Source organism: Lutispora sp. QWL-02 (genome assembly GCF_058315355.1).
In genome coordinates this window covers 4,216,028-4,241,897 of record NZ_CM177762.1, presented here as the reverse complement: position 1 = coordinate 4,241,897, position 25,870 = coordinate 4,216,028, and the positions used below count along the sequence as shown (strand labels likewise).

At 39.5% G+C, this 25,870-nt stretch carries 20 protein-coding genes; 15 read left to right on the top strand and 5 right to left on the bottom strand.

The window, feature by feature from the left end; translation table 11 throughout:
• The first annotated feature begins 108 nt into the window (after nucleotides 1-108).
• The 5 genes from AC4HCY_RS20085 (at nucleotide 109) to AC4HCY_RS20065 (ending at nucleotide 5,167) form a co-directional block, all read left to right on the top strand.
• Nucleotides 109-1,116, top strand: a complete 1,008-nt coding sequence (locus tag AC4HCY_RS20085; protein WP_323433282.1) for a proline racemase — start codon at nucleotides 109-111, stop codon at nucleotides 1,114-1,116.
• A gap of 49 nt (nucleotides 1,117-1,165) precedes the next feature.
• Nucleotides 1,166-2,056, top strand: coding sequence for a sulfite exporter TauE/SafE family protein (locus AC4HCY_RS20080; protein ID WP_323433281.1), 891 nt, complete (start codon nucleotides 1,166-1,168; stop codon nucleotides 2,054-2,056).
• 107 nt (nucleotides 2,057-2,163) lie between these two features.
• Nucleotides 2,164-2,607: a PrpR N-terminal domain-containing protein gene (locus AC4HCY_RS20075; RefSeq protein ID WP_491094994.1), complete on the top strand. Its 444-nt coding sequence runs from the start codon at nucleotides 2,164-2,166 to the stop codon at nucleotides 2,605-2,607.
• Between the two features lie 226 nt (nucleotides 2,608-2,833).
• On the top strand, nucleotides 2,834-3,871 hold the full coding sequence (locus tag AC4HCY_RS20070) for a threonine aldolase family protein (RefSeq protein ID WP_323433279.1): 1,038 nt from the start codon (nucleotides 2,834-2,836) through the stop codon (nucleotides 3,869-3,871).
• Between the two features lie 51 nt (nucleotides 3,872-3,922).
• Nucleotides 3,923-5,167: a dicarboxylate/amino acid:cation symporter gene (locus AC4HCY_RS20065; RefSeq protein WP_491094993.1), complete on the top strand. Its 1,245-nt coding sequence runs from the start codon at nucleotides 3,923-3,925 to the stop codon at nucleotides 5,165-5,167.
• A gap of 66 nt (nucleotides 5,168-5,233) precedes the next feature.
• On the opposite strand, the gene AC4HCY_RS20060 is transcribed toward AC4HCY_RS20065, so the two are convergent.
• Both AC4HCY_RS20060 and AC4HCY_RS20055 read right to left on the bottom strand, forming a co-directional pair.
• Nucleotides 5,234-6,169 (bottom strand): Na+/H+ antiporter NhaC family protein, encoded by a 936-nt coding sequence (locus AC4HCY_RS20060; protein ID WP_491094992.1) that lies wholly within the window; start codon nucleotides 6,167-6,169, stop codon nucleotides 5,234-5,236.
• A 154-nt stretch (nucleotides 6,170-6,323) separates the two neighbouring features.
• Nucleotides 6,324-6,983, bottom strand: a complete 660-nt coding sequence (locus tag AC4HCY_RS20055; protein WP_491094991.1) for a GntR family transcriptional regulator — start codon at nucleotides 6,981-6,983, stop codon at nucleotides 6,324-6,326.
• A 506-nt stretch (nucleotides 6,984-7,489) separates the two neighbouring features.
• Between AC4HCY_RS20055 and AC4HCY_RS20050 the strand changes: the two genes are divergently transcribed.
• From AC4HCY_RS20050 to AC4HCY_RS20020, 7 genes are all read left to right on the top strand, one after another.
• Nucleotides 7,490-9,193: a sigma-54 interaction domain-containing protein gene (locus AC4HCY_RS20050; protein ID WP_323433274.1), complete on the top strand. Its 1,704-nt coding sequence runs from the start codon at nucleotides 7,490-7,492 to the stop codon at nucleotides 9,191-9,193.
• A gap of 371 nt (nucleotides 9,194-9,564) precedes the next feature.
• A complete protein-coding gene (locus AC4HCY_RS20045; RefSeq protein ID WP_323433273.1) occupies nucleotides 9,565-10,347 on the top strand; it encodes a gamma-glutamyl-gamma-aminobutyrate hydrolase family protein in 783 nt (260 codons plus the stop codon).
• Between the two features lie 20 nt (nucleotides 10,348-10,367).
• The gene (locus tag AC4HCY_RS20040) at nucleotides 10,368-11,990 is read left to right on the top strand and encodes a peptide ABC transporter substrate-binding protein (RefSeq protein ID WP_323433272.1); all 1,623 of its coding nucleotides are present in this window, start codon (nucleotides 10,368-10,370) and stop codon (nucleotides 11,988-11,990) included.
• Nucleotides 11,991-12,073: 83 nt separating this feature from the next.
• A complete protein-coding gene (locus tag AC4HCY_RS20035; RefSeq protein WP_323433271.1) occupies nucleotides 12,074-13,009 on the top strand; it encodes an ABC transporter permease in 936 nt (311 codons plus the stop codon).
• Nucleotides 13,010-13,011: 2 nt separating this feature from the next.
• Nucleotides 13,012-14,016: an oligopeptide ABC transporter permease gene (gene opp3C / locus AC4HCY_RS20030; protein WP_323433270.1), complete on the top strand. Its 1,005-nt coding sequence runs from the start codon at nucleotides 13,012-13,014 to the stop codon at nucleotides 14,014-14,016.
• Nucleotides 14,017-14,026: 10 nt separating this feature from the next.
• A complete protein-coding gene (locus AC4HCY_RS20025; RefSeq protein WP_323433269.1) occupies nucleotides 14,027-15,136 on the top strand; it encodes an ABC transporter ATP-binding protein in 1,110 nt (369 codons plus the stop codon).
• A complete protein-coding gene (locus AC4HCY_RS20020) occupies nucleotides 15,108-16,028 on the top strand; it encodes an ABC transporter ATP-binding protein (protein WP_491094990.1) in 921 nt (306 codons plus the stop codon). Before AC4HCY_RS20025 ends, AC4HCY_RS20020 begins: the two co-directional genes overlap by 29 nt.
• A 91-nt stretch (nucleotides 16,029-16,119) precedes the next feature.
• On the opposite strand, the gene AC4HCY_RS20015 is transcribed toward AC4HCY_RS20020, so the two are convergent.
• On the bottom strand, nucleotides 16,120-18,117 hold the full coding sequence (locus AC4HCY_RS20015; RefSeq protein WP_323433267.1) for a methyl-accepting chemotaxis protein: 1,998 nt from the start codon (nucleotides 18,115-18,117) through the stop codon (nucleotides 16,120-16,122).
• Between the two features lie 299 nt (nucleotides 18,118-18,416).
• Here AC4HCY_RS20015 and AC4HCY_RS20010 point away from each other — a divergent pair, with 299 nt between their 5' ends.
• The 3 genes from AC4HCY_RS20010 to AC4HCY_RS20000 all read left to right on the top strand — a co-directional run bounded on the left by AC4HCY_RS20010 (nucleotide 18,417) and on the right by AC4HCY_RS20000 (nucleotide 24,048).
• Nucleotides 18,417-19,118: a gamma-glutamyl-gamma-aminobutyrate hydrolase family protein gene (locus AC4HCY_RS20010; protein ID WP_323433311.1), complete on the top strand. Its 702-nt coding sequence runs from the start codon at nucleotides 18,417-18,419 to the stop codon at nucleotides 19,116-19,118.
• A 156-nt stretch (nucleotides 19,119-19,274) separates the two neighbouring features.
• The gene (locus AC4HCY_RS20005; RefSeq protein WP_491094989.1) at nucleotides 19,275-22,892 is read left to right on the top strand and encodes an Ig-like domain-containing domain; all 3,618 of its coding nucleotides are present in this window, start codon (nucleotides 19,275-19,277) and stop codon (nucleotides 22,890-22,892) included.
• A gap of 73 nt (nucleotides 22,893-22,965) precedes the next feature.
• On the top strand, nucleotides 22,966-24,048 hold the full coding sequence (locus tag AC4HCY_RS20000; protein ID WP_491094988.1) for a hypothetical protein: 1,083 nt from the start codon (nucleotides 22,966-22,968) through the stop codon (nucleotides 24,046-24,048).
• 89 nt (nucleotides 24,049-24,137) lie between these two features.
• Here the strand turns inward: AC4HCY_RS20000 and speE are convergent, their stop codons facing one another.
• Nucleotides 24,138-24,986: a polyamine aminopropyltransferase gene (speE, locus tag AC4HCY_RS19995; protein ID WP_323433264.1), complete on the bottom strand. Its 849-nt coding sequence runs from the start codon at nucleotides 24,984-24,986 to the stop codon at nucleotides 24,138-24,140.
• A gap of 19 nt (nucleotides 24,987-25,005) precedes the next feature.
• Nucleotides 25,006-25,833: an adenosylmethionine decarboxylase gene (gene speD / locus AC4HCY_RS19990; protein WP_323433310.1), complete on the bottom strand. Its 828-nt coding sequence runs from the start codon at nucleotides 25,831-25,833 to the stop codon at nucleotides 25,006-25,008.
• Nucleotides 25,834-25,870 lie beyond the last annotated feature (37 nt).

Here is a 25,870-nt window from a genome sequence, read left to right as displayed (position 1 = left end):
ATATTCTCATTTTTAAGTTCTCTATAATTTAGATCAATCTAATTTAACGAATTGTATGTTGAGTATGTAACTAAATACTATCTAAATATTATTTCAGGAGGAATAAAAATGAGATTTGTAAAAAGCTTACATGCAGTGGATTCTCACACCATGGGAGAACCAACCAGGATAATAATCGGCGGAATACCTCAAATTCCGGGCAATACGATGAGTGAGAAAAAAGAGTATTTAGAAAAAAATATGGATCATATAAGGACTGCAGTTATGCATGAGCCCAGGGGACATAACGATATGTTCGGCTCGATCATAACTCAGCCGACAATGCCGGAAGCCGATCTTGGGATAATATTTATGGACGGCGGCGGATACCTTAATATGTGCGGACATGGTTCGATAGGAGCTGCCACTGCTGCAGTGGAAACAGGCATGGTTGAAGTTAAGGAACCCTATACTCAAATCAAGTTTGAGGCTCCGGCAGGCCTTGTAACGGCCAATGTGAAAGTAGAAGACGGTAAGGCAAAAGAAGTATCTGTGATCAATGTACCTGCATTTCTATATAAGAGAGACGTTCAAGTTGACTTGCCAGGCGTGGGAACAGTTACATTTGATATTTCTTTCGGAGGAAGCTTTTTCGCTATTATAAAGGCTTCTGAGCTTGATGTTGAGATTGAGCCTAAAAATATCAACATCATAACAGAGAAAGCAATGGCGCTTTTAAAGATAATAAATGAAACAATAAAGGTTCAGCATCCAATAAATTCCCATATAAAAACCGTTGATCTGGTGGAGATATACGGGCCTGCCAAAAGTCCTGAAGCAACAATGCAGAATGTAGTTGTATTCGGTGAAGGTCAAGTTGACAGATCACCATGCGGAACGGGCACAAGTGCAAAAATGGCAACCTTGTATGCAAAAGGCCAGCTAAAAATAAATGAACCTTTTATATATGAAAGCATAATAGGAACAATGTTCAAAGGAAGAATCCTTGAAGAAACAAAAGTGGGAGATTATACTGCAGTAATACCTGAAATTACCGGAAGCGCTTATACCACAGGCTTCAATCATTTTGTCATTGATGAAGACGACCCAGTCAAATACGGTTTTGTACTAAGGTAAAAAAGAAATAATCCAAAATAGTGTGTTAAAAAAGAAGGAGGATTAATTTATGGTAAAAATTATATTGGGTGCACTGGGACTATTAACACTGACTTTCTTAGTTTTTTTCGTGAAGGACTATTTCGAAAACAAGAATAACCTATCAAAGACTAGCTGGGCAGGCTTATTAGGTGTTGGATTCATTACTAATTTCCTCGATACCTTAGGTATAGGAAGCTTTGCTCCTACTACAGCATTATTTAAGTTCTTCAATATGGTACCGGACAGAATAATACCCGGAACGCTGAACGTTGGTGATACTGTACCGGTTGTATTTGAAGCTTTCTTGTTCATCGCAGCTATAACCGTTGAACCAATAACACTTGTCACTATGTTAGCGGCATCAGCTATAGGCGCTGTTGTCGGTGCAGGATTTGTTTCCAAGCTTCCGGAAAAGAAGATACAGATAGGCATGGGATTTGCCCTTTTAGTCGTTGCATTCTTTATGTTGGCCGGCCTCATGGACTGGATGCCTATTGGCGGCGAGGCAATAGGCTTGACAGGCGGAAAGCTTATATTCGGTATAATAGCTAACTTTATTCTTGGCGCATTGATGACCATCGGTGTAGGATTGTATGCACCATGCATGGCTCTTGTATATGCTTTGGGTATGAGCCCGAGAGTTGCTTTCCCGATAATGATGGGTTCATGCGCATTTTTAATGCCTGCAGCTGGAATGAGATTTGTAAAAGAAGGCGCTCACGATAGAAAGGCTTCAATGGGTCTTACAATTGGTGGTGCAGCAGGTGTCTTTGTAGCGTATTACATTGTAAAATCACTGCCTTTGACACTCCTGTCCTGGTTAGTTACAGCTGTAGTCATATATACTGGCGTTGTAATGCTAAGATCTGCGCTTGTATCTTCTAAAGCTAAGGTGGATAAAGTTCCTAGTGCAGAATAACAGTAAGTTCCTTATGAGCCATCGGGACGGTTGCCGGTGGCTCATTTTTTTCGCAGAAGCTTATTGAAAGCGGGATCAAAGTGGCTCTGGCACGCGGCGGAACTGCAATGAAAATAAGGGAAGCCCTTGATATACCTGTTGTTGAGATTCCCATTCCCTTTGAGGATATGATCCAGGCATTGCTTAAAGCCAGCAAAATGGGAAAAAATATCGGAGTGATAGGATACAATAATTTACTGAAGGGTTTGGATTTGTTGAATCCGATATTAAATGTCAATATTAAACAAGAATTTGCAAACAGTGAAAGTGAAACGAGAGACATGATATTAAAGCTGAAGAATGACGGCATGGATGTGATCGTCGGCGGGGTAGCCCAAACTAATATAGCAAGAGAATTTAATATGAATCATGTCAGAATTGATTTTAGCGAGAAAGCAGAGGAATTGGAAGAGGTATTGAGGCTTTCCAAGGGAAATAAGAGCCGGGCTGCAGATATGCTGGGAGTTCATAGAAGCACCCTATGGAGGCTCATGAAAAAATACGATATATAATATTTGAAAATGTTGCAATAAGTGTCGCATATGTCTTATATAAGACGTATGCAACACTTATTTTTTATTTTTGAATCAATCCCCTTTATGAACTTTTCAATGACAAACAGTTGGTATAAGCGGGATTCGGGGAAATTCATCTTTTTTTATCTGCTGGCCGTGGCTTTGGTATGGTTGTTGCTTTATATAAGTGTACACATACAAAAATTTGACGAGGTGTAATTATATGATTGACTTAAGAAGCGATACCTTAACTTTACCAAGCGAAGAAATGCTGAAAACAATTTTTTCTGCCAAACTTGGAGATGACGGAAGAACAGACCAGAGAGGAAGGGGGGAAGATCCTACTGTAAACGAGCTTGAGGATTTAGCAGCTATGCTGACAGGCAAAGAAGAGGCCGTGCTTTTTTCATCAGGAACTTTAGCCAATACAACTGCTGTTTTGACTTATTGCAATCCGGGTGATAAAGTCCTTGTGGATGAAATGCAGCACATCTATGTAAGCGAAAAAGTGGTTTTTGAAAAAAGTGTGGGGCAGTTGATTCCCGTGACTTACAAGCTGAATGAAAGAAAAACGCCTGATTTGAAAAGCCTTAGAAATCTTATGCAGCAAAATGATATAAAACTGCTATGCATCGAGAATACCCATAATTTTTCCGGAGGCACATGTACTGATTTGGAAGAGCTTAAAAGCATACACGATCTGGCACAAGAATTTAATATACCGATCCATATGGACGGTGCAAGATTGTTCAATGCAGCGGTAAGTCTTGGCGTAGAAGCGAAGGATATATGCCAATATGTGGATTCCGTCATGTTTTGCCTGTCAAAAGGCTTGGGTGCTCCTGTTGGTTCGCTTTTATGCGGCAGCGAAGACTTCGTGAAAAAAGCAAGAGGAAAAAGAAAGCTGTTAGGGGGAAATATGAGGCAAGCCGGCATAATAGCCGCACCGGGGATATATGCATTGAAACATAATATTGAATCACTGAAGGAGGACAATGGCAATGCCAAATATGCGGCAGACAGCCTTAGAGGTTTGAAAAAGACAAGGGTTCAGGAAAATGTTCAATCCAATATAGTTATGCTGGATGTAAGCCAAACCGGCTTGACTGTTGAAGAATATTGTGCAAGAGCAAAGGAAAATGGTTTATGGATTCGCCCTGTGCTCAATAATAAAGTCCGATTGGTTTTTTATAAAGGAATCAGCAGGGATGATGCGGTTCAAGCTGTAAATATCATAAAAGAAATCGATGCTCAGCTATGATTAACAGTTATTAAAAAGTATAATTAATAATATGCGAAAGGTTGTGTTTACATGAAAATTGCCGGAAAGAAGATCAGTTTAACCACACAGATTTTTCTAGCAATGATTTTAGGTGCAATTCTGGGACTCATTATCGGGGAGCCTATGACCAAATTGGGGTTCATAGGTAATATATGGCTTAATTGTATAAAGATGATAGTTGTTCCTATGGTAATCGTTACTATAATCACTGGAATTACCTCGCAAAAGGATGTTAAGTCACTGGGGCGCATAAGCGCTAGGATCATGAGCTATTATATCATTACTACTTTGGTTGCCTGTGCTATCGGCTTAGCAGTGGCCCTGCTCATTAAGCCCGGTACAATGGCTAACTTTACCGGATTGGCTTCAAAAGAAATAACCGGCTCTGCCGATATAACAATTGCGGATTTCTTTACGGGCATGTTCTCTTCAAACATGTTTAAGACCTTCTCTGACGGTAATATTTTACAGACATTGATAATATCGGTTTTGGTAGGCATTGCAATACTGAGGATGAAGAATGAAGGCTTTAAACAAACTGTGATCAATGGGTTTAACGCACTGAGTGAAATGGTATTTTCACTTATTCGGATGGTCATGATCGTATCACCTATAGGGGTATTCTTCTTGATGGCGGAATCCTTCGGCAAATACGGCGCCGGTATTTTCACCAGTATGGCTACATTAGCAGGCACCTATTATTTGGCATGTTTAGTTCACATTGTTTTGATCTATGGCGGGGTGCTTTGGTTAACTTCAGGAATCAATCCTATCAGGTTTCTTAAAGATAGCGCGGAATTATGGATTTATACCATTTCTACATGCAGCAGCGTAGCTTCTATTCCTGTAAATATGAAGGTAGCTAAAGAAAAATTTGATGTTCCAGAAAGTATATCCAGCTTTACCGTTCCTTTAGGTTCACAAATGAATTATGACGGCAGTGTTATACTTTATGGATGTGTTATTGTATTCATCAGCCAGGTTGTAGGAGCGCCGATCAATATAGGGGTCATGCTCAAGGTCATCTTCTTGTCTGCCATATTATCCACCGGAGGGGGAGGAATTCCCGGAAGCGGCATTGTCAAGCTGCTTGTTATGGTGGAAGCCTTTGGCCTCCCGACTGAAATCGTCGGTATCATTGCTGCATTCTATCGCCTGTTCGACATGGGAACAACAACTCTTAATTGCTTAGGAGATCTGGCAGGTACGGTTTTTGTATCAAAGATGGAAGAAAAGTTTGCAGGCAAGAACAAGGTTAAAGTCACGGGAGCATAGATTAAATATATATCATCTATATAAAGAAAACCAGCATCAAGAACTGATGCTGGTTTATATAGTTTATTACTCGGCAGCGTCTGCCAGTTCAGCCGAAATAAGCTTTCCGTCCTCGTCATATTCTGCCTTCTGCATATATTTGCCGGTGTAGCCCCATAGAATCGTAAAGAATATGGCTCCCCAGCATCCAAATACATAGGGCAAGTATGACCAGGGTCCTACGCCTAATGATGAAATAACCAAAAGGCCACCGCCGCTCCACGGGCACATGCCGCCAAAATATGCGCTTCCTTCCGTTATTGTTCTGGAAAGGGTTATTATATCCAGATTTTTCTTCCTATATGCCTTGTCATACATTCTGCCGTTTAATATTATGGAAACATAAACACTGGAGCTTAAATATACTGTAATTATTGATGTGACAAGGGTGCACAATACCAGAGAGCCTGTGCTTTTAATAATTTTCAGGAGCTTCTCCATGATGGCATCAAGCACGCTTTCCTTGATATCAACTATATGGCACTCCTCAAGCGAAGGAAGAACGTGTTTGATTGCAAGCAAATGCATTCTCCCTTGCACGCCTGCACCTATAATAGCGATTTTTTTGGAGTTCTTTTTTGCACAATATTTTGCTGTAATGGCTGTGGCGGCAGAAGTCCTAACGGCTGTTATCCAACGGCAATCCATTACGGCTGTGGGCACACCTGTTTCCGGGCAGTTCATCACTTGAACTCCCAATATTTGCGGTAAATCATGCTTGTAATTTTCCGGATAACCGCTTACCCATTTGATGCCGCAAGCATCCATTTTTTTAAGAAAAACAGGCATTTCATGGATAAAGGTATCCGGACGGGTATGGATACCACGCTTAGGAGGATTCTCGATGGTATCGTTAGCTTGCTCGCTGACGGCCATCTCAACTCTTTTAATGATTTCCTCCCAGCCGATGTCTAAAGATAGGATGTCCTCTTGTGACAAATAGAGAAGTTCGACTTTTTTCATAGTACTACCTCCATAACATTAATATTTTTGCATAACAAAAAATATTGATATATGTGAAGGTATAATATATAATAAAAAGATAAGAGAAGGAGGATGGTCTTTTCCTGTATATATGCCGCCAAGCTGGATACAGGTCAAGAACACCTTCTTTTTATTATTGTATTATACCGTTCAGACTCAATTGATCCAATGTTACCTGATTGTGCCTTTCGATTGCTTCAACACAACCATTGACGTCTCCGGTTTTTAACAAGGCAAGGATACGAGCATGTCCTTTAAGAGCTTCAGAATCGTCCGCTGATGTAAACATAAAATTGTCATAAAAGAAAAGATAAACATTGCTCCTCTGAATAAGCTCATTGACGTACTTTTCATAACAGCTGTTTTTTGAAGCTCTTACAATCGTCATATGAAACTCATCATTTAGTTTTGTAAACATATAGAAGTCTTTGCTTGCATGTGCCTTAGCTCCTTGAAGATAAAGGTCCTCCAGCACATCCAGCTCCTTATCGGTTATATTGGTGCAAGCAATTTTTATGGCAGCTGCTTCCAAGACTTTTTTGCACTCGAACACTGACTTTATCTTATCGGGGGTTGGATTTGATACAAATGCTCCCCGATTTGGAATTATAGTAATAATTCCTTCATAGCTTAGCTGCTTTAGAGCTTCTCTGATGGGAGTCCTGCTTATACCGGTTTCTTCCGACAATTGTGATTCTACAATCTGAGTGTTGGGAAACAGTTCCTTTCTGATTATCTTGTCTTTTATCAGATTGTAAATATGATCTTTAGATTGCATCTTATCCTCCTGCATCTTATCACCTCCTGCTTAAAATATTACCCTTGCTATTTTAAGCACTTAAGCATAGCATGGGGGACATAATTGAATATTCTATAAATTTGTATATCATTATAGCACATGTATACAACAATGTATACTATTTTAGATTGTTAATTTTTAAACTTTTAGAATATAAATTTTACGTTGCCTTTCATTTCATATCTCAGCATTGAAGGCTGCAAGGTTACTGTTTGAAAATATTTGGGCGGTTCTGAGGATGTCACATATATGATGAGTGAAGTGGAGAGAAACTAGAGGAAATCAGTTATATGCAGAGCATAGGAGAATTGGTTAGGTGAGGAAGGGAGTATATTAGAATCTTTTAAATCATGTTCAGCATGCATCAATACATAATTATTTAATAAGATATGGTAGAACAAGCTCTATAAATAGAGTAATATTAAATTAGTATAACAAAAAAATTAAGCTTAGGAGGGGGTAATAAAAAACAAAACTTCCCTATATCAGGAGGTAAGCTTATGAGTATTTTAACCCATGTTCATTCCGAAATATCTAAATATATTGAGACTATTGCTGAAATGATTGATTTTGATATTTATATTGTAGATGACCATTTATTGCGCATTATGGGAACAGGTGTGTATAGCAAGATGCTGGGGATTGTTTTGCCTGAGCACACCTCCAATGGCTGGGTCCTAAGGAATAAAGAGCCACTTGTCATGTTTAATCCTTGCGAAAATCAGATTTGTGCAGAGTGCCCGATGAATAAATCTGACAACTGTGCAAAGGAGTACTCTGTACATATGCCGATAATTTCAAATAGCAATTGTTTAGGTGTAGTGACTATATCTTCCGCTTACAACGATGCCTCAAAAAAACGTATGGTGGCAGAAAAAGAAAAATTGCAGAGGTTTATTGTTACAATCAGCAAAGCAATTACAGCTTTTCTAGAAAATAAAGTTAAAATGACCGCTTTAGAAAAGTGTTTTAGCTCTTCGGAAGAAGCCGTTATTATAACAGATAAAGAAGGTAATATTATTCAAACAACCAATGCTGTACAAAGGAGCTTTGAGGGCCTTTCTAATATATATGAACTGATACCAAAGAGAAGAGAATCATATGGAGATGATTTTCAAAATTCTACCATGAAGTTAAATGATAACTTACAGGTATATCGTTTAAAAGTGGCAATAAGTAATAGCGAATACAATCAAATATTTTTTTTAAAAATGGGGTCGAAAAATAAAATAGAAGGCAGCAATTCTTTTATTGATAAAGAAATATTTTTAAGTCAAATTGTAGGTAAAAGTGAGGGCGTAGAAGAGCTTAAAAAAGTAGTTTTGCATGTTGCAAAATATAATTCCAATTGCTTGATTTTAGGTGAAAGCGGTACGGGTAAAGAGATGTTTGCAAAGCTCATCCATAATATAAGCGATAGAAGAGACGAAGCTTTTATGACAGTTAATTGTGCGGCTATACCCGATCATCTATTGGAAAGTGAAATGTTTGGATATGAACCAGGTGCTTTTACAGATGCAAGTAAAAAAGGGAAGAAGGGGTTGTTTGAAATTGCTGATAAGGGAACCCTTTTTTTAGATGAAATTGGAGATATGCCGATCTATTTGCAGCCGAAACTTCTAAGAGCTATTGAAACAGGTAAGATAAAGAGAATAGGGGGCACAAAAGAAATTCAACTGGATGTAAGATTTATTGCTGCCACTAATAAAAATCTATCGGAAATGATTAAAAATGGCGAATTTAGAGATGATTTATATTATAGGCTATGTGTTATTCCAATAAAGGTTCCGGCTCTTAGAGAAAGGACAGAGGATATTATTGAGTTGACAAAGTATTTTATTGATAAATACAATAATAAATTTAACAAACATATTAATAAAATATCTGAAAAGGTTAAAAAGCATTTATTGATTTATGACTGGCCCGGCAATGTCAGAGAATTGGAAAATATAATTGAGTATGCGGTTACAATGGAAAAAACTGATACTTTAACTATTGGCAGTTTACCCTTAAGCATTAATTACGGCAGCGAAATAGGATTTAATAGAATACAAGAAATATCGATCAATGATTTTAAAAAACAAAATATTTTAGAGCATTTGGAGAAATACGGAGATACAGTTGAATCAAAAACAAAGATAGCAGAGGAGCTGGGCATAAGCCTAACTACACTTTATAGATATATAAAAAAATACGGAATCTGATTTATCAAAATGATAAGCTTTTATCACTTTTATAAATCCTGAGCTTTCAACGCAAAGATGTTATATTGATACGAATTTATCAAAATGACTTATCAAAATGATAAAACATGTCTGCAAATTAATTGAATTTACAGACATGTTTTATTTATTTTATATTTTTTTAAAATAGATAGTGATGCAAGCGCCCTGGATAATATCTTAAGAAGTATTGATAAATCAGTGAAATGAGTAAGTAAAGCAAAAGCATTTGCTAGTAGAAAGGATGATTTTTAAAAACTAAGCCGGATTTTCATCGGCCTGTTAAGATTTTGGCAGCAAAGTTGCATATTTAATACAAGCAACCATGGTAATATGTAAAAAGGAGGGGGTTTATGAGACCACTAATAGGTATAACGGCCAAATTATCATCGGATGATTGCATTGGAATACATACAAATTTAGGTTGCAAGAACCAGTCTTGGCTGTTATTAGCTGATGATTATATTAAGTCTGTTGAGGAAATGGGAGGCACACCTGTGGTCATCCCGGTTTTGGAAGATTACAAAAATATACTTGGATTTGTAGATAATTTGGATGGGGTCATTTTTTCCGGAGGAAATGATTTGAATCCAAAGTATTACAATGAAGAAGCGGAATTTGAATACAAAAATCTGCTGGAAAGCTTGGACAAGCTTGAAATTTATTTGTACAAGAAAATATTAATGGAGACAGATATGCCCATTTTGGGGATTTGCAGAGGACTTCAGTTGATTAACACAGTTCATGGAGGCAAATTATATCAAGAAATGAGAATGGGTGAATATCCAAAGCATACCTATTCTGCCGAGCCGGTATCCAAAAGTTTTATTGCTCATATGGTTTCAATAGAAGAAAATAGCTTATTGCATAAAATTGTAAAGGGAAAAAGCATCAAGACAAATTCATTTCACCATCAAAGCATTAAAGTATTGGGAAAAGGTTTAAAGGTGAATGCAATAAGCGAGGATGGCATTATAGAGGGAATTGAAGGTATTGATGATAGATTTTTGCTGGCTGTTCAGTGGCATCCTGAAATGCTGGCTCCAAAAGAAAGCATAAACGATATTTATAGCAGACGTATTTTTGAGTATTTTATAAAGGAATCCGAAAACTTTAGCAATAAAAAGAAAAAATAAATATTTAGGAGGATGATTTAATGAAGAAAGTATTATCACTGGTTATCATACTTGCCTTGTCGATGAGTATGATTGGCTGTGGAGGGTCACAGCAAGCCTCCGGTGAAGATGTAAAAAAGGAAAAGATACTTACTTTGATTAAAGAGGCAGACCTTAATTCCATGGATCCACAGTTGGCAACGGATGGACTTTCTTTTGAAGCCATTGCAGCTACCATAGACGGTTTATATTATACAGCTGAGGATGGTAGTGCTCAACCGGCACTTGCAGAAAAGACAGAGGTTTCTGAAGATGGATTGCAATACACTTTTACTATTAGGGATGCAAAGTGGAGCAATGGTGATCCTGTAACGGCTCATAATTTTGTTTATGGGTGGAGAAGACTTGCAGATCCACAGTTAGCAAGCGAGTATGCATATATGCTGGATGTTGCAGGCGTGAAAAATGGATGGCTTTGTTCAACCGGGGAAAAACCTTTGGAAGAATTGGGAGTAAAGGCTCTGGACGATAAAACCTTCGTTGTTGAGCTTGACAGGGTTGTACCGTTTTTTGTGAAGCTAACGACTTTCCCATCTTTTTATCCAAGCAATCAAGCTTTTGTGGAAGCTCAAGGAGATCAATATGCTTTAACTCCTGAGGCAGCCCTTGCTTGTGGGCCATTCAAGTTGTCGGAATGGTATCCCGGAAGCAGCTTCAAGGTTGTAAAAAATAAGGCATACTGGGATGCAGATGCAGTTAAATTAGATGCTATTAATTTCAAAATTGTATTAGATTCTCAAAGTGCTGTTTTGGAATATGATTCCGGTGCTTCAGATTATGTGAGATTATCCGGTGAGCTGGTTGAAAAGTATAAAGATAATCCGAACTTCACTACTACTTTGGGAAGCTATTTATGGTATTTGAGCGTAAATCTCAAAAAAGAAGATTTAAGCAATATCAATTTGAATAAAGCACTTGCATATTCATTTAACAGAGAGCAAATTGCTGATTCCGTGCTAAAGGATAGCTCTGTGGGAGCTAATTACTTTGTACCTATAAAGCTTGCAACAGGCCCTGACGGGAAGGACTTCAGAGAAACTTCACCAAAGTATTTTACTGAGGGTAAAGATGCGGCAAAAGAATATTGGGATAAAGCAAAAGCTGAAATAGGCAAAGATAAATTAACGATAGAATTGCTTTTTGAAGATTCGGAAGCTTCTAAGAAGGTAGCGGAGTTTTTGAAGGCTGAAATTGAAACCACTCTTGCAGGAATCACGATAGAACTCAAATCTCAACCTAAGAAAACCAGGCTTACGCTAATGAAGGCCGGTGAATATGAAGTATGCTTGACAAGATGGGGCCCTGACTACCAGGATCCTATGACTTATCTGGAACTTTTCGTTTCAGACGGGTCTATGAACTATGGCGGATATAAAGATCCGGAATACGATGCTCTCATTGCAAAATGCAAATCCGGGGAGATTTCTCTTGAGGAACGTTGGGAAGTTATGAAAGAAGCAGAAAAGATATTGCTGCAAGGCGGCGGACCAATCCCGGTATATCAAACAGGTGCTTCAAATTTATGGAATCCTAAGGTAATAGGAGCTATAAACAATTCAGTAGGTGTGCCTTATACTTATAAGTATGCAGATATTATTGAATAAGCTTTGAACAGGTAAAACGATTAACAAATTATAGGATGTATAATTATCATCCTATAATTTGTTTGTTAAGGAGGGACTGTGAAATGGGGAAATATATTATAAAACGGCTTATTATATCTATATTTACTATATTGGCCATATTGCTGCTCTTATTTTTGCTGCTGGAGTTATTGCCGGGCACGCCTTTTAACGATGAGAAGCTGACTGAAGAACAGAAAGCTGTTGTCATGGAGAAGTACGGCCTTGACAAACCGGTATTGGTCCGCTTTGCTAATTACATTCATTTGATGCTTAAAGGTGATTTTGGTGTTTCATATACTATGCAAAAGAACATGCCAATTTCAAAAATGCTTAAGCCAAGAATCCAAGTATCCATATCCATAGGGCTTCAAGCAGTTTTGCTGGGTACTATTATTGGATTGGTATTAGGTATTATTGCATCACTTAAACATAATACATGGTTGGATAGTGTGGCAAGTATTATTTCGGTATGCGGAGTTAGTATCCCATCTTATGTTTTTGCATTGGCTTTGGCTTACCTGCTTGGCTACAAGCTGAAACTATTTCCTATTCTATTCAACCCCTCCAATGCAGCAAAGTCTAGTGTAATGCCTACCATAGCACTATCAATGTTTACTGTTGCTACTGTTTCCAGATTTTTAAGAAGTGAAATGCTGGAGGTTTTTGGGAGTGATTATATTTTGCTTGCAAAATCTAAGGGTATTAGTGACAGCAGGCTAATTGTGCGTCATGGCCTAAGAAATGCCATGATTCCTGTTATTACGGTTTTAGGCCCTTTAGTTGTAAGTTTGATGACAGGGAGTCTGGTAGTTGAAAAAATCTTTGCAATTCCAGGGCTGGGCAGTTTGTTTGTAACGGCGATACAGGTCAATGATTACAATGTGGTGATTGCAGCTGCTTTTATATATAGTGTTATGTTCATTGCAGTTATGCTGGTAGTGGATATACTCTATGGTATTATCGATCCCAGAATTAGATTAGCAAAGGAGGAGAAATAATAATGTCGCTTATTTTTAAAGAAGATGATTTTGCTTTTGCTAATAAACGTAAAGGTACTAATGATACCTATGATATTTCAAAGGAATCTTTTGCAAAAGATGTATTTACAAGATTTATGAAAAATAAAGGTGCGGTTATCAGCCTTGTCTGCATTGCTATCATTATATTCATGGCGATATTTGCACCTTATGTTAATGAACATACTTATAAATCTATGATTATCGAGCATGCTTCCTTGCCGCCCAAAATACCTATTTTAGAAAAGCTTGGAATTTGCGATGGCATCATAGAAGGCGTAGATGTGTATGAAAAAGCAGGTGCAGATGGAAGCTATTATTTGTTTGGCACCGATACTCTCGGGAGAGATTTATGGACAAGAACTTGGGTAGGCACGCGGGTATCTCTTTATATTGCCGGGCTTGCAATGCTTATTGATATGATAATTGGAATGAGCTTTGGACTTATTTCCGGTTTTTTTGGAGGCAAAGTTGATTTGGTCATGCAGCGGTTTATTGAAATTTTAAGTGGTATACCAAACATGATTATTGTGACTTTATTGGTTTTAGTTCTCAAGCCAGGTATTTTGTCAATTACTGTGGCGCTATTAATTAAGGGTTGGATTGGTATGAGCCGGGTGGTAAGGGCACAAGTGCTCAAATTAAAGGAGCAAGAATTTATTTTAGCATCTGAAACCTTAGGAACCAGTAGTGCCAATATAATCTTAAATGAAATTTTACCTAATATATTAGGACAAGTTATTATCATGTCTATGTTTTCCATACCGGATGCCATATTTACAGAGTCTTTTTTAGCATTTATAGGCCTTGGGCTGCAAGCACCCATGGCTTCTCTTGGAGTGCTTATTAACGACGGCTTTAAATCTTTTTTGGTGTTTCCATATATGGTTGCGATTCCGACCACTGTTTTGGCAATTTTAATGTTAAGCTTTAACATAATGGCCGATGGTTTAAGGGATGCATTTGATCCAAAAATGAAAGAAATGTAGGTGATGGAAAATGATTGAAGAAAAAAGAAGGAGTATATTATCCATAAGAGACTTAGAAATATCATTTACAACTTCTTCGGGTATATTAAAAGCAATAAGGGGCATAAAGTTGGATCTGTTTAAGGGTGAAACCGTTGCAATAGTAGGAGAAAGCGGAAGCGGCAAAAGTGTTACCGTTAAAGCCGTAATGGGGATACTCAGCAATAATGGAACCATCAACAATGGTAGTATTATTTATACATATAAAGATGCCCATGGTAATGAAAAGGAATATGATATTGTAAAAATGACGCCTAAAGAAATAAGAAAAGAAATAAGCGGTAAAAGAGTTGCCATGGTTTTTCAAGATCCTATGACATCCTTGAATCCTACAATGACAATTGGAAATCAGATTATGGAGGGTATGCAGCATCATTACAAGACTTCGAAGGCTGAGGCTAAGGCAAAAGCAGAAGAATTTCTTCGTTTGGTTGGCATTGATAATCCGGCAAAGCGTATGAAGCAGTATCCAAATCAACTGTCAGGGGGAATGCGTCAGCGTGTTGTTATAGCTATTGCTCTTTCTTGCGAACCTGATATTCTTATATGCGATGAGCCTACAACTGCACTTGATGTAACAGTACAAGCCAAAATATTGGAATTAATTAAAGATATTCAGAGGCAAAAAGGTGTCTCGGTAATATATATTACTCATGATTTAGGCGTTGTAGCCAAGGTTGCTGATTATGTAGCAGTTATGTATGCAGGAAGGATTGTTGAAAAAGGAGCGGTAGAAGAAATTTTTTATGATCCGCGGCATCCTTACACCTGGGGACTCTTATCTTCTATTCCTGATATCAGTACCCTGGATGGCAAGCTTTATTCTATACCCGGCAGTCCGATTAATTTGATAAATGGTTTTGAGGGGGATGCTTTTGCACTTAGAAATGAATATGCTCTAAATATTGATTTTAGGTTAAATCCGCCTATGTTTAATGTGGGTGGTAAACACAGGGTTGCCACATGGCTGGCCCATGAAAATGCACCAAAAATTGAAATGCCAAAAGATTTGCGTAGAAGAATAGATAAAATGTTGCAGGGGGTTGGAAAAGATGAACGAAAAGCCTATATTGGATGTTAGAAACTTAAAGCAGCATTTTAAAATAAATAAAAAATTTACCGTAAAGGCGGTAGATGAGGTCAGCTTCAAAATATATCCCGGAGAAACCTATGGATTAGTCGGCGAAAGCGGAAGCGGAAAATCAACAATAGGAAGATCTATTATTAGGCTTTATAAGCCAACATCCGGAGAGGTTGTATTTGATGATGTATTAATCAGCGGAAATCTTAGCAAAGAAACTACTAATCATTTGAGAACAAAAATGCAGATGATTTTTCAGGATCCTATGGCTTCTTTGAATCCAAGAAAAAAGGTAATGGATATTATTGCACAAGGATTAGATAATTATAAGCTTTATACTAATGAAAGAGATAGAGAAGAAAAGGTGTATAAAATTTTAGAAAAAGTTGGACTTTCGGGAGAGCATGCCAAACGCTATCCGCATCAATTTTCCGGTGGCCAAAGGCAAAGAATAGGCATTGCTCGCGCGCTTATCATGAATCCAAGTCTCATTATTGCAGATGAAGCAATAAGTGCATTGGATGTGTCCATACAAGCCCAAGTTGTGAATCTTATGAAAGAAATTCAAGAGGAGACTAAAATAACATATTTGTTTATTGCCCATGACCTTTCTATGGTTAAGTATATTTCCGATAGAATAGGAGTGTTGCATTTAGGGCATTTGGTTGAGACCGGAACTAAAAATGAGATTTTTAATAACCCTATTCATCCATATACAAAGTCGTTGCTGTCTGCGATACCGGAACCTAATCCAATAGCGGTGAGAAATAGTGTTTCTATGCACTATGATTATGCCGCAAGCGGCATAGATTATGCAAAGGGGACATTGCACTGTGTCTCAGGAGAGCACTATGTGCTGTCTACGGAAGAAGAATTTAAAAAATGGAAATAACGGGGCACCGGTGACGATTATTTGGCAGGGAGACGTTTAGTTGGTTATTTGCCAAAACGTCCCCCTGCATCTTGGCAAGGAGGCGGTTTAGTTAAATCTTAAGCCCTGAGACTATATTGGCCAGTCTATCTGAGCTGTTTTTTGCCTTAAGGGCACCTTTCATTACATCTTGTGACTTTTCAGCAATGGCTGCGGATTTTTCCGCTATATTTTCTATTCCAACAGCTCCCTGGTTGGTAGCAGAGGTTACTTCGCCTATGGCCTGCGCCATATTATGTATTGAAGCCATGAGCTCTTCTGCTGTAGAGCTGAAATCCGTTATCATATCATCTATATTTTTTACATCAATATTATAATCCTCTGTAGCCTTCAGCATAGCTTTATAATCTTTTTCTACGTCGTGGGCCATAAAGCTCAAGAGCTCGTTGGAGCTTGAAGCCAGATTATCAACGGAGGATACTACCGCATGGGTTATGTTTTGTATTTCCGTTGCAGTGCTTTTCGAGTCCTCGGCGAGCTTTCTTATCTCGTCTGCTACAACTGCAAAGCCCTTCCCCGCTTCTCCTGCTCTTGCGGCTTCTATTGCTGCGTTTAGAGCAAGCAGGTTCGTTTGGGATGTAATTTGAAGTATGGCATCAGTCAAAGAATTTATTTTTTCTACGGCTTTAGATTCGGTTAAAGCTGCTTCAAGCTTGTTTTTCGCCTCATTGAATTTTTTAATAGCATTTTCGTGGGATGCTAAAAAGCTGTTTCTCATTTGGCCTGTACGATTGCTTATATCATTAGCTGTAAGGGCTCCCTCCTGAGATTTAGAAGCAATATTGTCAACAGCCCTTTCTATTTCTACTGAGGAAGCACTCATCTCTTCTGAAGAAGCAGAGGTTTCTTCCATACTTGCTGATAACTCCTCCGTGGTGGCGGATATATCTTCAATATCTGCATTAAGCTGTTGAATGTATATGCCTGCTTCGTCAACAGCCATATTTGCATTGGCTGATTCTAGTTTTACATTTTCTACGATGCTTCGCAGATTATGTTGCATTATTTTTAGGGATCTTATGAGTATCCCTGTTTCATCTTTAGATTTAGCATACTTTTCAGCTATGACAGGTGTTAAATCGCCGGTAGAAAGTATTTCAAGATGCTGGGCTGCTGCTTTTATTGGTTTGCTTATGCTTCCTGCAACTATATATCCTGTGGCAATTGCTACTATTAGAAAGAGTAAAGAAGTTGCAAGTGTATTTCTTTTCAGGTCGTCCAGGCCGGCCAGCACTTCTGGTTTAGGGGCGGCTACTGCAAGAGACCATCCGGTTCCTTCAACGGGTGCGAAGCCCAGATACTTTATCTCCCCTCTGAATTCATATTCTCCTGCGCCGGTCTCACCTGCTATCATGCGCTTGTGCAGCTCTGCCAGGGGTCCCAAAGCAGGGTCGGATTTGAGATTTTCGAAGGTATTATTGCGGTTTAAAACCAAGGATTCGTCCTGATGAGCAATATTATAATCCAGCTCATCAATCATGAAGGCTGCACCGGACTTCCCAAAGGTTATCGATTTAGTTATTCCACTCAAACTGTTCCCGTCTGCTACGGCCACCATAACGCCTAAAATAGTAGAAGCTTTCTTTATAGGCACAGCATAGAAGAGCTCAACAGATTTTCCATCGGCGCTTACAATAGGTGAAGTTACCACTCTGCTGCCGCCGATTGCCTTTTTAAAGTAATCTGTATTGCTGATCCCCAAGGTAGAACCGTCATTATAGTATATTTTGCCGTCTATACCTGCGATGCCTATTCTAAGATACTCATTCCTTGTGGCTTCTCTGTCCAGGACTGCTTTTTTTTCTTCCCAAGAAATGCTTTGATCCATAATTATATCATTGGATGCTATTATTTCCAGAGAGGTCAAGAGCCCGTCAATTTTGTTTTCCACTATTCCGGCAGCCTGAGTAGCCAGCTGCGGCAGAGTCTCGTTCACCTTTTCAATTAGGGCTTTTGATGAAGAAGAATATGATGCCAATCCAAGACCTAAACATACCACTAAGAGAAGTAAACCGAGAATAACCACAATTTTTGCTTTTAAGCTTTTCATTTAATACACCTCCATTCATTATGTGACAAAAATAGACAAATTTTGCACACATCTTATTTTATCATTACGATTTTAAACTTTGAAGGTAAAAAATGCAAATTTCCAAATAATTTAGCGAAAATTGTTGAAATATATTTCATTGTGTCGAATAACCTGCCAGGTACGGTTCCCGATGGCTCATTTTCTCGCACATAAACGCCTTTCGCATATATTTGCTTTTTTGTTTTTATATGATAGAATCTGGGTAGGAGTGGAAATATTATGCGGTATGATAAGGGGGTTATTTAAAATTGAGGCCAATGATCGGATTGACCACATTTATTGAATCAAAGGGGACATCCAGGTACAGTTCTTTGTGCTGTACGTATATCGATGCAATAATCCGGGCGGGGGGAATTCCTGTATTGATTCCCATAACGGAGGATAAAGAATGCCTGCTCAAGTATATAGATGCCATAGACGGCATAATATTTACAGGCGGAGAGGATGTGTCGCCTTTATATTTCGGTGAAAATCCCATAAAAGAAATCGGCTCCATATCCTGTGAGAGAGATGCCTGTGAGATGTTCCTGTTTAAAGAGGCCTATGATCTGGACATGCCTATTCTGGGCATATGCAGAGGATCTCAGATGATCAATGTCGCTTTAGGCGGCAGCCTCTATCAGGATATCAATGCACAGGTCAAGGACTCTTTGGGGCATAGTCCTGAATGCGGTCCCAGCGATCAGGTTTATCATATGGTAAAGATAGAAAAGGATAGCAAGCTTTATAACATATTTGAAAATGATACAATTGCCATAAATTCCTTTCATCATCAATCGGTAAAGGAGCTCGGCAAAGGCTTGAAAGCTGCGGCCTTTTCCTATGACGGCATAATCGAGGCCACGGAATCCGCGGAGAAAGCCTTTGTCGTAGGAGTTCAATGGCATCCGGAAGCCCTGGCACCAAAACATCCCATATTCATGAAGCTTTTTGAAGAATTTATAAGTCAATGCAGATAGAAACAGGCCGTCGGAGACGCGTAAAGCTGGCCCGACGGCTTTATTCCTGTCAATTTTACATTATTATTACAAATATCCTTCTTAGCGTTTTTTATGCTTTGCTCCACATAGTATAAATTAGGTGGAAAATCATAGAAGAAGATAAGGAGGATTTTTATGAGAAAGTTGCTTGCTTTCTTATTAGCCTTTACCATAGCCTTTTCTGCAGCGGGTTATATGGACAGCTATGCTGCAGCATCAGTGAGTGCTGAAGTAAACGCCCTTGTGGATATTGGCATGTTGGTAGGGGACGGAAATGGGGTAACCAGGGAGTACACACAAAAAGAGATGACAAGGCTTACGGCGGCAATATCCATATTAAAGCTGAGAGGGCTGTATGATGATGCTGTTGATTACGAAGGCTACGCTAATTTTGCGGATAGTGATGAAGTAAAATGGGCGGAAGGAAAGAATATAATGGCTTATTTGAAGGCCAATCCGAACTTGGGGTTCATCGGAGATGAGAGGGGGCGGTTCGGTCCCTACAGTAATATAAGCGAACAGTCCTACTACAAGGTTTTGTTGGAAACTTTAGGATATAAACAGGATGGGGCAGGGGCGTCAGGTGATTTCCCCTGGAGCGATACCTTCAAATTTGCCGCATCCATAGGCTTGAAGCCGGCTAAGGCAGGTATATTCACCGTTGATCTTCTGGCTAAGGCTACTGTAGCAGCATTGAAGACCGGCACCAAGGGAGGCAGGATATATATCAATGTGCTCATAGACGCAGGGAAGATAAGGAGAGCAAGAGCTTCGGCCGCGGGCCTCATCAACGATATGACGGATGCGGAGGTAAAGAGCGTAAGGGCTGTGGGAAATACTGTGGTAGAAGTGGTATTCAAAGAGGAAATAGAGCGATATGAGGGAGAAAACCTTGATAATTACTCTATAGAAGGATTGACAGTCAAGTCTGCCGCTTTAGCAGGGGAGGATAGAGTAAGGCTTGTGACCTCGGCCCAATCATCGGGAAAGCTTTACACATTGAAAATAGGCGATGAGAAAATAAAATTTACCGGAGTCGCAAAGGTATCCGGCTCTCCCAGGATAAAGAGCGTCAAAAGCGAAGATGTTGAGACGGTGATAGTTGAATTTGACAAGGAGCTGGATCTTGCAACAGCGGCGGATATTTCAAATTATTCGATATCAGGCGTAGAGATAGATAGAGCAGAGCTGGAGGGTAAAAAGGCCACCTTGACCACTTATGGCTTGGCAGGGAGAAAACAGTATACAGTCAAGGTCAGAGATATAAAATCAATAGACGGTGTGGCGCTGAAATCCGATAGCAAGTCTTTTTACACCAGATTGGATACCACTCCGCCATCCTTGAAGGATGCAAAGGCAGAGACAAACCAGCGGGTTGTAGTAAAGTTTTCTGAGGCAGTAACGAGAGCTTCAGCAGAGGATCTAATGAATTACCTGATAAAAAGCAGCAGCGGAGAGCTTGAAATCCTGGAAGCAAGGCTGACCGGCGATGATGAGGATACTGTGGAGCTGACTGCGGAATCTCAGAAGTCCGGCTCCAAATATGAACTCACCGTAGAAAATATAGTGGATAAGACAAAAGCGGCAAATATTATGAAGAGGCCTGCCAAGAAAACCTTCTATGGCATGAGGATAGATACAACACCTCCTCAGCTTTCCAAAGCCGATTTGAAGGTGCTGTCCAGAAGCCATATACAAGCAGCATTCACCGACAGCAGCAGGATCGATGAGGCTGCGGTCCTGGATCCGGGCAGCTATGAGGTGACCAAAAATGACAGGTACAAGGAAAGCATCTATGTGGAAGATGTGGAGAAGGTTTCCTATGCTGACGGCAAATTCAAGGTCATGCTGAGGGTAGAAGACCTTACCATCAGCAGCTCATATACCGTGACGGCTTATAATATAGCCGATGAATTCGGCAACACATTGGAGAGGAACAACAGCGGGACTGTAAATGTTGCCAGGGATGACTTTGCAGCGGCTACGGTCAAGGATTACAAGGTTGTTGGGGGAAGCAAGCTGGAGATATACTTTACAAAGCCCCTGGATGAAGAAAGTGCAGAGGATATATCCAATTATGAAATAAATAATTCCATAGGCGCTCCTATAGAAGCAGTCTATAAGGATGAAAAGGTCACATTGGAAACAGCGTCTATGACAGAAGGCAAGATATATAAGATCGCTATTGACGGTGTGAAGGATCTGACGGGGAACAGGCTGAAGCTCAGCTTTGAATTCAGGGCTATGGCAGGAGAAAACGACTTTCAGGGACCCAGGCTCGAGTATGTATATTCGGTGAATAAATATGTGGTGGCTGCATCCTTCGATAAGCCGGTGAGATACACGGCAAGCGGCAATAATAGAATAGCTTTGGTTCTGAAGTCGGGCAGCAAAACCATAACCCTTTATGCCAAGGCTATGGGAGATGATGATAGGACCATTGAATTTTCTAATATAGAAGGGGGCAAGACCATATCCGGGTATGATGTCTATAAGATAGAGTATAAAGACTCTTTCCGGGGAATAGAGGACAGGACGGTCAATAAAAACAAATTTGACAGGGAAAGCCTGCCCTATTTCGACACTGAAATATACGGAAGCGATGAAGAGCCGGAAGCTCCCGAGATACTATATATCACCCAGAGGGACGGCAAGGCCTTCGAGATGGAAATGTCAAAGGAGGTGACGGTAATCAATAAAGACGTAAATACCATAGGCAGCCCATCAGCTTCCTTTGAAGTAAAGGCGGATGGAGAAGACGGCAAGCTTGTTGCCTTTACCATAACCTCGCCCAGATCTATAGATGACAGCAAGGATTATAAGGTTGACATAAGCAAGATATTGACTGATAAACACGGCATCAAAGCAGAGAACACCCACAGCGGCTATACCATGCTCTACGGCGAATACAAGGACGAAGATAAGCCTTATATATTAACTGTTTCTGCCGCAGACAGGATGACGGTAGAGATCGAGTACAGCGAAGCCATAGGCTATGAAGGCAGATATACGATCAAGAATACGGATGATTATGCCAGATACAGGACTATAAGCAATTCACTGAAAAAGATCGACCGGAACAGGGTTATATTATCTTTGGGCCAGCCTTTGGAAAGCAGTTATGAATACATCCTCATCATAGATTCCCAGGCCAAGGACCTGGTGGGCAATACAAGCGAAGACATCAGAGGGGACGAATTCTATTTCATGGGCACTGATCTGGCTCCTGTGAAGGTGCCGGACCTGGATGAGGAAGAGGACCGGCTGGCGGCAGGGGCCGTTAAGGCGGCGCTGGAGGCGAGAGCTGGGGCTGTAAGAAATAAAATCGAGAAGGCAGTTGAGGCTATTAGAGAAGTCAGAGATGAAATATCAAATGTAAAAGATATGCCTGATGTGGAAGATGCCAGGGCTTGGCTGACAGGGGATAAGCTGTCATTCAGCCCCATATATGCAGCCCATCATAAAGAGCCGAGGATCTTAGCACTTAAGTCCCATGCAAACGGAGCAAGTTATAGATTTGCAGAGGCAGACACCGTGGTTTATGGAAGATTTGCCAGGCCTGGAGGAAAGAAAGAAGAAAAGGCGGCATCTCTGGAAATAATGAAGGGCACCGGAGATATAAAAATTACAAGGGGTAAATATGACGCAGTCATTACCTTCAAGGTTAAAATTTCAAAAGGGAAAGCCGTGGCTGAAAAGCTGTTTAAGGTGAATATACCTGCAACCGGCAATGTGACGGTAGAAGCACTCTAGAAGGTTCAGGCTGAAGCTCTGAGAGCCTCCTCCTATTTACAACGCTGTTAACAAAATGCAGGATATTACTTCTATGGAGAGCGATATTTCTTTTAGCATTACTATGACGGGAGAAGGCTTCTCTGAAGAAGAACAGAAGAGTCTACAACAAGTAACCAGTATGATGAATCCTCTGGAAATTAATATGCACCAAAAAATGGTACAAAATGAAGAAAAGACTTCCGCCAGAGGTGCAGTAGATACCAATTTAAGCTTTTCAGGTATGACCATGGACATGAAAGTATGGGTTGATACAGATATGTCCGGCGATAAACCTAAATTAATAGAAATCATCAAGATGCCGCCGCTTATTATGAATTCTATGTATCCGGAAGATAATACTAAAGAATATTTAGTATATGATTTTTATAAGATAATGGGTGAAACTCAAGAACAGATCAATGTTAATGAGGTTTTTAAATTCTCTAAGGAAATGCAGTCTCAAATTGCCAAGTTCATCAAAGATTCTCAGGAAAAATTCAATCCTGGATTTGAGGTAGCAAAATATAAGGAAAAAAGAACTGTTGATGGAAAAGAATTATCTATTTACGAAGTGAAATTAGATGACGCAGCTTTCAAAAATCTTGTAAGATATACAGTAAATTATGCAATTGATAGCAAAGATACTATAGAGTTTATAGAACAGTATATGGATTTAGTATCAAAAATTGTAGATACAAATGCAAAGCAAGAGCCGCAGTTAAATCAAGAAAAAGTCAACCTGGAATCGGATGAATTAAAAAAAGAGCTGCCGAGTTTAAAGGAAAAGTTTAACAGCTTTATGGATACTTTCAAAGACGTAAAGATTATAGGAGATAAGGGTATCGTACTGGAATACGGCATCAATAGCGATGGATATATTGCTCATGAAGCCGGAAGCATTCCCTTGGAAGTTAATATTAAAGCCATAGGGAAAGCCATGGGAGAAGAGGAGCCGGCGAGCAAAGGCATACTGAAGCTGGATATGAGCTTCAGCACAAAGGTTTATAATATAAATGCTCCTATGCAGATAGATATGCCAGTGGTAAATGAGAGCAATTCCATAGACATAACGGATATTATGAATAAGAGCATGAATACGAATACAGAAGTGAATATGAACACAGATATGAATTAATTAAAAAACCCGGAAATTCCGGGTTTTTTATTTTTATCACTAAACTAACATTCAGTGGGGGTTGAATCCCCCTCTGAATGAAGTCTCGTTCAAGCTTCTTCCAGCATTTTTATAACATAATTTGGCAGAGCGAAGGAGGCTTTGTGGAGCTCCGTGTTATAATACTCAGTCTCCAGCCCCAAGCTGTTCCATGCCTTGTCATCCAGATCCTTCACAGGATCATATTTCTTTGATGCAAATCCAAAGAGCCAATGCCCTGATGCATAGGTGGGTATATGAATCTGGTATACCTTGGCTATGGGGAAAAACTGCTTTATTCTTTTATGAGTTCTCTTCATCAAGCTTGCGGTGTTTTCATAATAAGGGCTTTCATGCTGATTCACCAGTATGCCGTCATCCTTCAAGGCTTCAAAGCAGTTTTTGTAGAATGCTTCTGTGAAGAGGCCTTCTCCCGGTCCTATGGGGTCTGTAGAATCAACGATTATCAGATCATATTCCTTATGCTTGGTGCTGATAAACTTTATGCCGTCTTCATAAAAAAGCTTCACTCTTGGATCATCCAGCTTTGATGACGTCTGCGGCAGGAAATCCCTGCAGCACTCAACGACTCTTTGGTCTATTTCAACCATTTCAATGCTTTCAACAGCGCTGTATCTGGTCAGCTCCCTTACAGAGCCCCCATCACCGCCGCCGATGACCAGAACCTTTTTGATATCGGGATTGGCAGCCATAGGCACATGTACTATCATATCGTGATAGATAAATTCGTCCCTCTGGGTAAGCATGATTATGCCGTCTAAAGCAAAAACTCGTCCGAATTCATAGGTGTCCAGGAAATCTATTCTTTGAAAAGGGCTTTGTTCGCTGAATATATGCTTATCTACTTTCATTGTAAAACGCACATTATCCGTGTGCTCTTCTGTAAACCAGAGTTCCATTTCAAACCTCCTCAACTGATTATTCTTCCATACGGTCATAGATGTTAAGGCCGTGATATATTTCTATCATTTCTTTGGAGAGCTTATTTCTTATGCTGCGTCTTTCCTCAGGGTTCAAATCATAAGGGTCTGTATTAAACAGATAGTTGTTTAAATCGATTTCCTTTATCATCATCTTGGTGTGAAATATATTGGAATTATACACGTTTACATCTATTGCGTCGTATTTTTTCAGAGTCTCATTGTTTATATAATTTTGTATTGAACTCATCCCATGATCCATGAAGTATTTATGCCCATTTACATCCCTGGTAAAACCCCTGACCCTGTAATCAATGGTTATTATATCTGAGTCAAAGCTGCTTATGAGAAAATTTAAGGCATTTAATGGCGATATTTCACCGCAGGTTGAAACATCAATATCTACTCTGAATGTAGAAACATCATTGTCCGGATGGCTTTCCGGGTAGGAATGAACCGTAACATGACTTTTATCTAAATGCGCCACAACACAATCTCTCAAGTGCGACAGATCACCTTTGTTGCAGGAAGGATCGATGGAATTACAGGGCATTCCGTCTTCTGTAATGAGGATTGCAACACTTGCCCCCTGAGGATCATAATCCTGCTTGGAAATATTGAGTATATTGGCCCCTATTATTTTGGTCACTTCGCAAAGGATATTTGTCAAGCGCTCCGAGTTGTATTGCTCGTCGATATAGGTAATATAGTCATTTTTGTCCCTTTCAGTTTTAGCATAACAGATATCATAAATGTTAAAGCTCAAAGTTTTTGTCAGATTATTAAATCCGTACAGACTTATTTTTTGGTTCAACCCTAACATCACGACCCTTTCCTTCTGATTTGTATATAATGTTAACATA

Bases quoted from the DNA above. Each gene is read 5' to 3' on its own strand.
- AC4HCY_RS20080 (WP_323433281.1), top strand. From the start codon at position 1,166: ATGGTAAAAATTATATTGGGTGCACTGGGACTATTAACACTGACTTTC.
- AC4HCY_RS20020 (WP_491094990.1), top strand. From the start codon at position 15,108: ATGAACGAAAAGCCTATATTGGATGTTAGAAACTTAAAGCAGCATTTT.
- AC4HCY_RS20015 (WP_323433267.1), bottom strand. From the start codon at position 18,117: ATGAAAAGCTTAAAAGCAAAAATTGTGGTTATTCTCGGTTTACTTCTC.
- AC4HCY_RS20045 (WP_323433273.1), top strand. From the start codon at position 9,565: ATGAGACCACTAATAGGTATAACGGCCAAATTATCATCGGATGATTGC.
- AC4HCY_RS20005 (WP_491094989.1), top strand. From the start codon at position 19,275: ATGAGAAAGTTGCTTGCTTTCTTATTAGCCTTTACCATAGCCTTTTCT.
- AC4HCY_RS20035 (WP_323433271.1), top strand. From the start codon at position 12,074: ATGGGGAAATATATTATAAAACGGCTTATTATATCTATATTTACTATA.
- AC4HCY_RS20010 (WP_323433311.1), top strand. From the start codon at position 18,417: ATGATCGGATTGACCACATTTATTGAATCAAAGGGGACATCCAGGTAC.
- AC4HCY_RS20025 (WP_323433269.1), top strand. From the start codon at position 14,027: ATGATTGAAGAAAAAAGAAGGAGTATATTATCCATAAGAGACTTAGAA.
- AC4HCY_RS20000 (WP_491094988.1), top strand. From the start codon at position 22,966: ATGGAGAGCGATATTTCTTTTAGCATTACTATGACGGGAGAAGGCTTC.
- speE (WP_323433264.1), bottom strand. From the start codon at position 24,986: ATGGAACTCTGGTTTACAGAAGAGCACACGGATAATGTGCGTTTTACA.
- AC4HCY_RS20085 (WP_323433282.1), top strand. From the start codon at position 109: ATGAGATTTGTAAAAAGCTTACATGCAGTGGATTCTCACACCATGGGA.
- AC4HCY_RS20070 (WP_323433279.1), top strand. From the start codon at position 2,834: ATGATTGACTTAAGAAGCGATACCTTAACTTTACCAAGCGAAGAAATG.
- AC4HCY_RS20075 (WP_491094994.1), top strand. From the start codon at position 2,164: ATGAAAATAAGGGAAGCCCTTGATATACCTGTTGTTGAGATTCCCATT.
- AC4HCY_RS20065 (WP_491094993.1), top strand. From the start codon at position 3,923: ATGAAAATTGCCGGAAAGAAGATCAGTTTAACCACACAGATTTTTCTA.
- opp3C (WP_323433270.1), top strand. From the start codon at position 13,012: ATGTCGCTTATTTTTAAAGAAGATGATTTTGCTTTTGCTAATAAACGT.
- AC4HCY_RS20055 (WP_491094991.1), bottom strand. From the start codon at position 6,983: ATGCAGGAGGATAAGATGCAATCTAAAGATCATATTTACAATCTGATA.
- AC4HCY_RS20050 (WP_323433274.1), top strand. From the start codon at position 7,490: ATGAGTATTTTAACCCATGTTCATTCCGAAATATCTAAATATATTGAG.
- AC4HCY_RS20060 (WP_491094992.1), bottom strand. From the start codon at position 6,169: ATGAAAAAAGTCGAACTTCTCTATTTGTCACAAGAGGACATCCTATCT.
- AC4HCY_RS20040 (WP_323433272.1), top strand. From the start codon at position 10,368: ATGAAGAAAGTATTATCACTGGTTATCATACTTGCCTTGTCGATGAGT.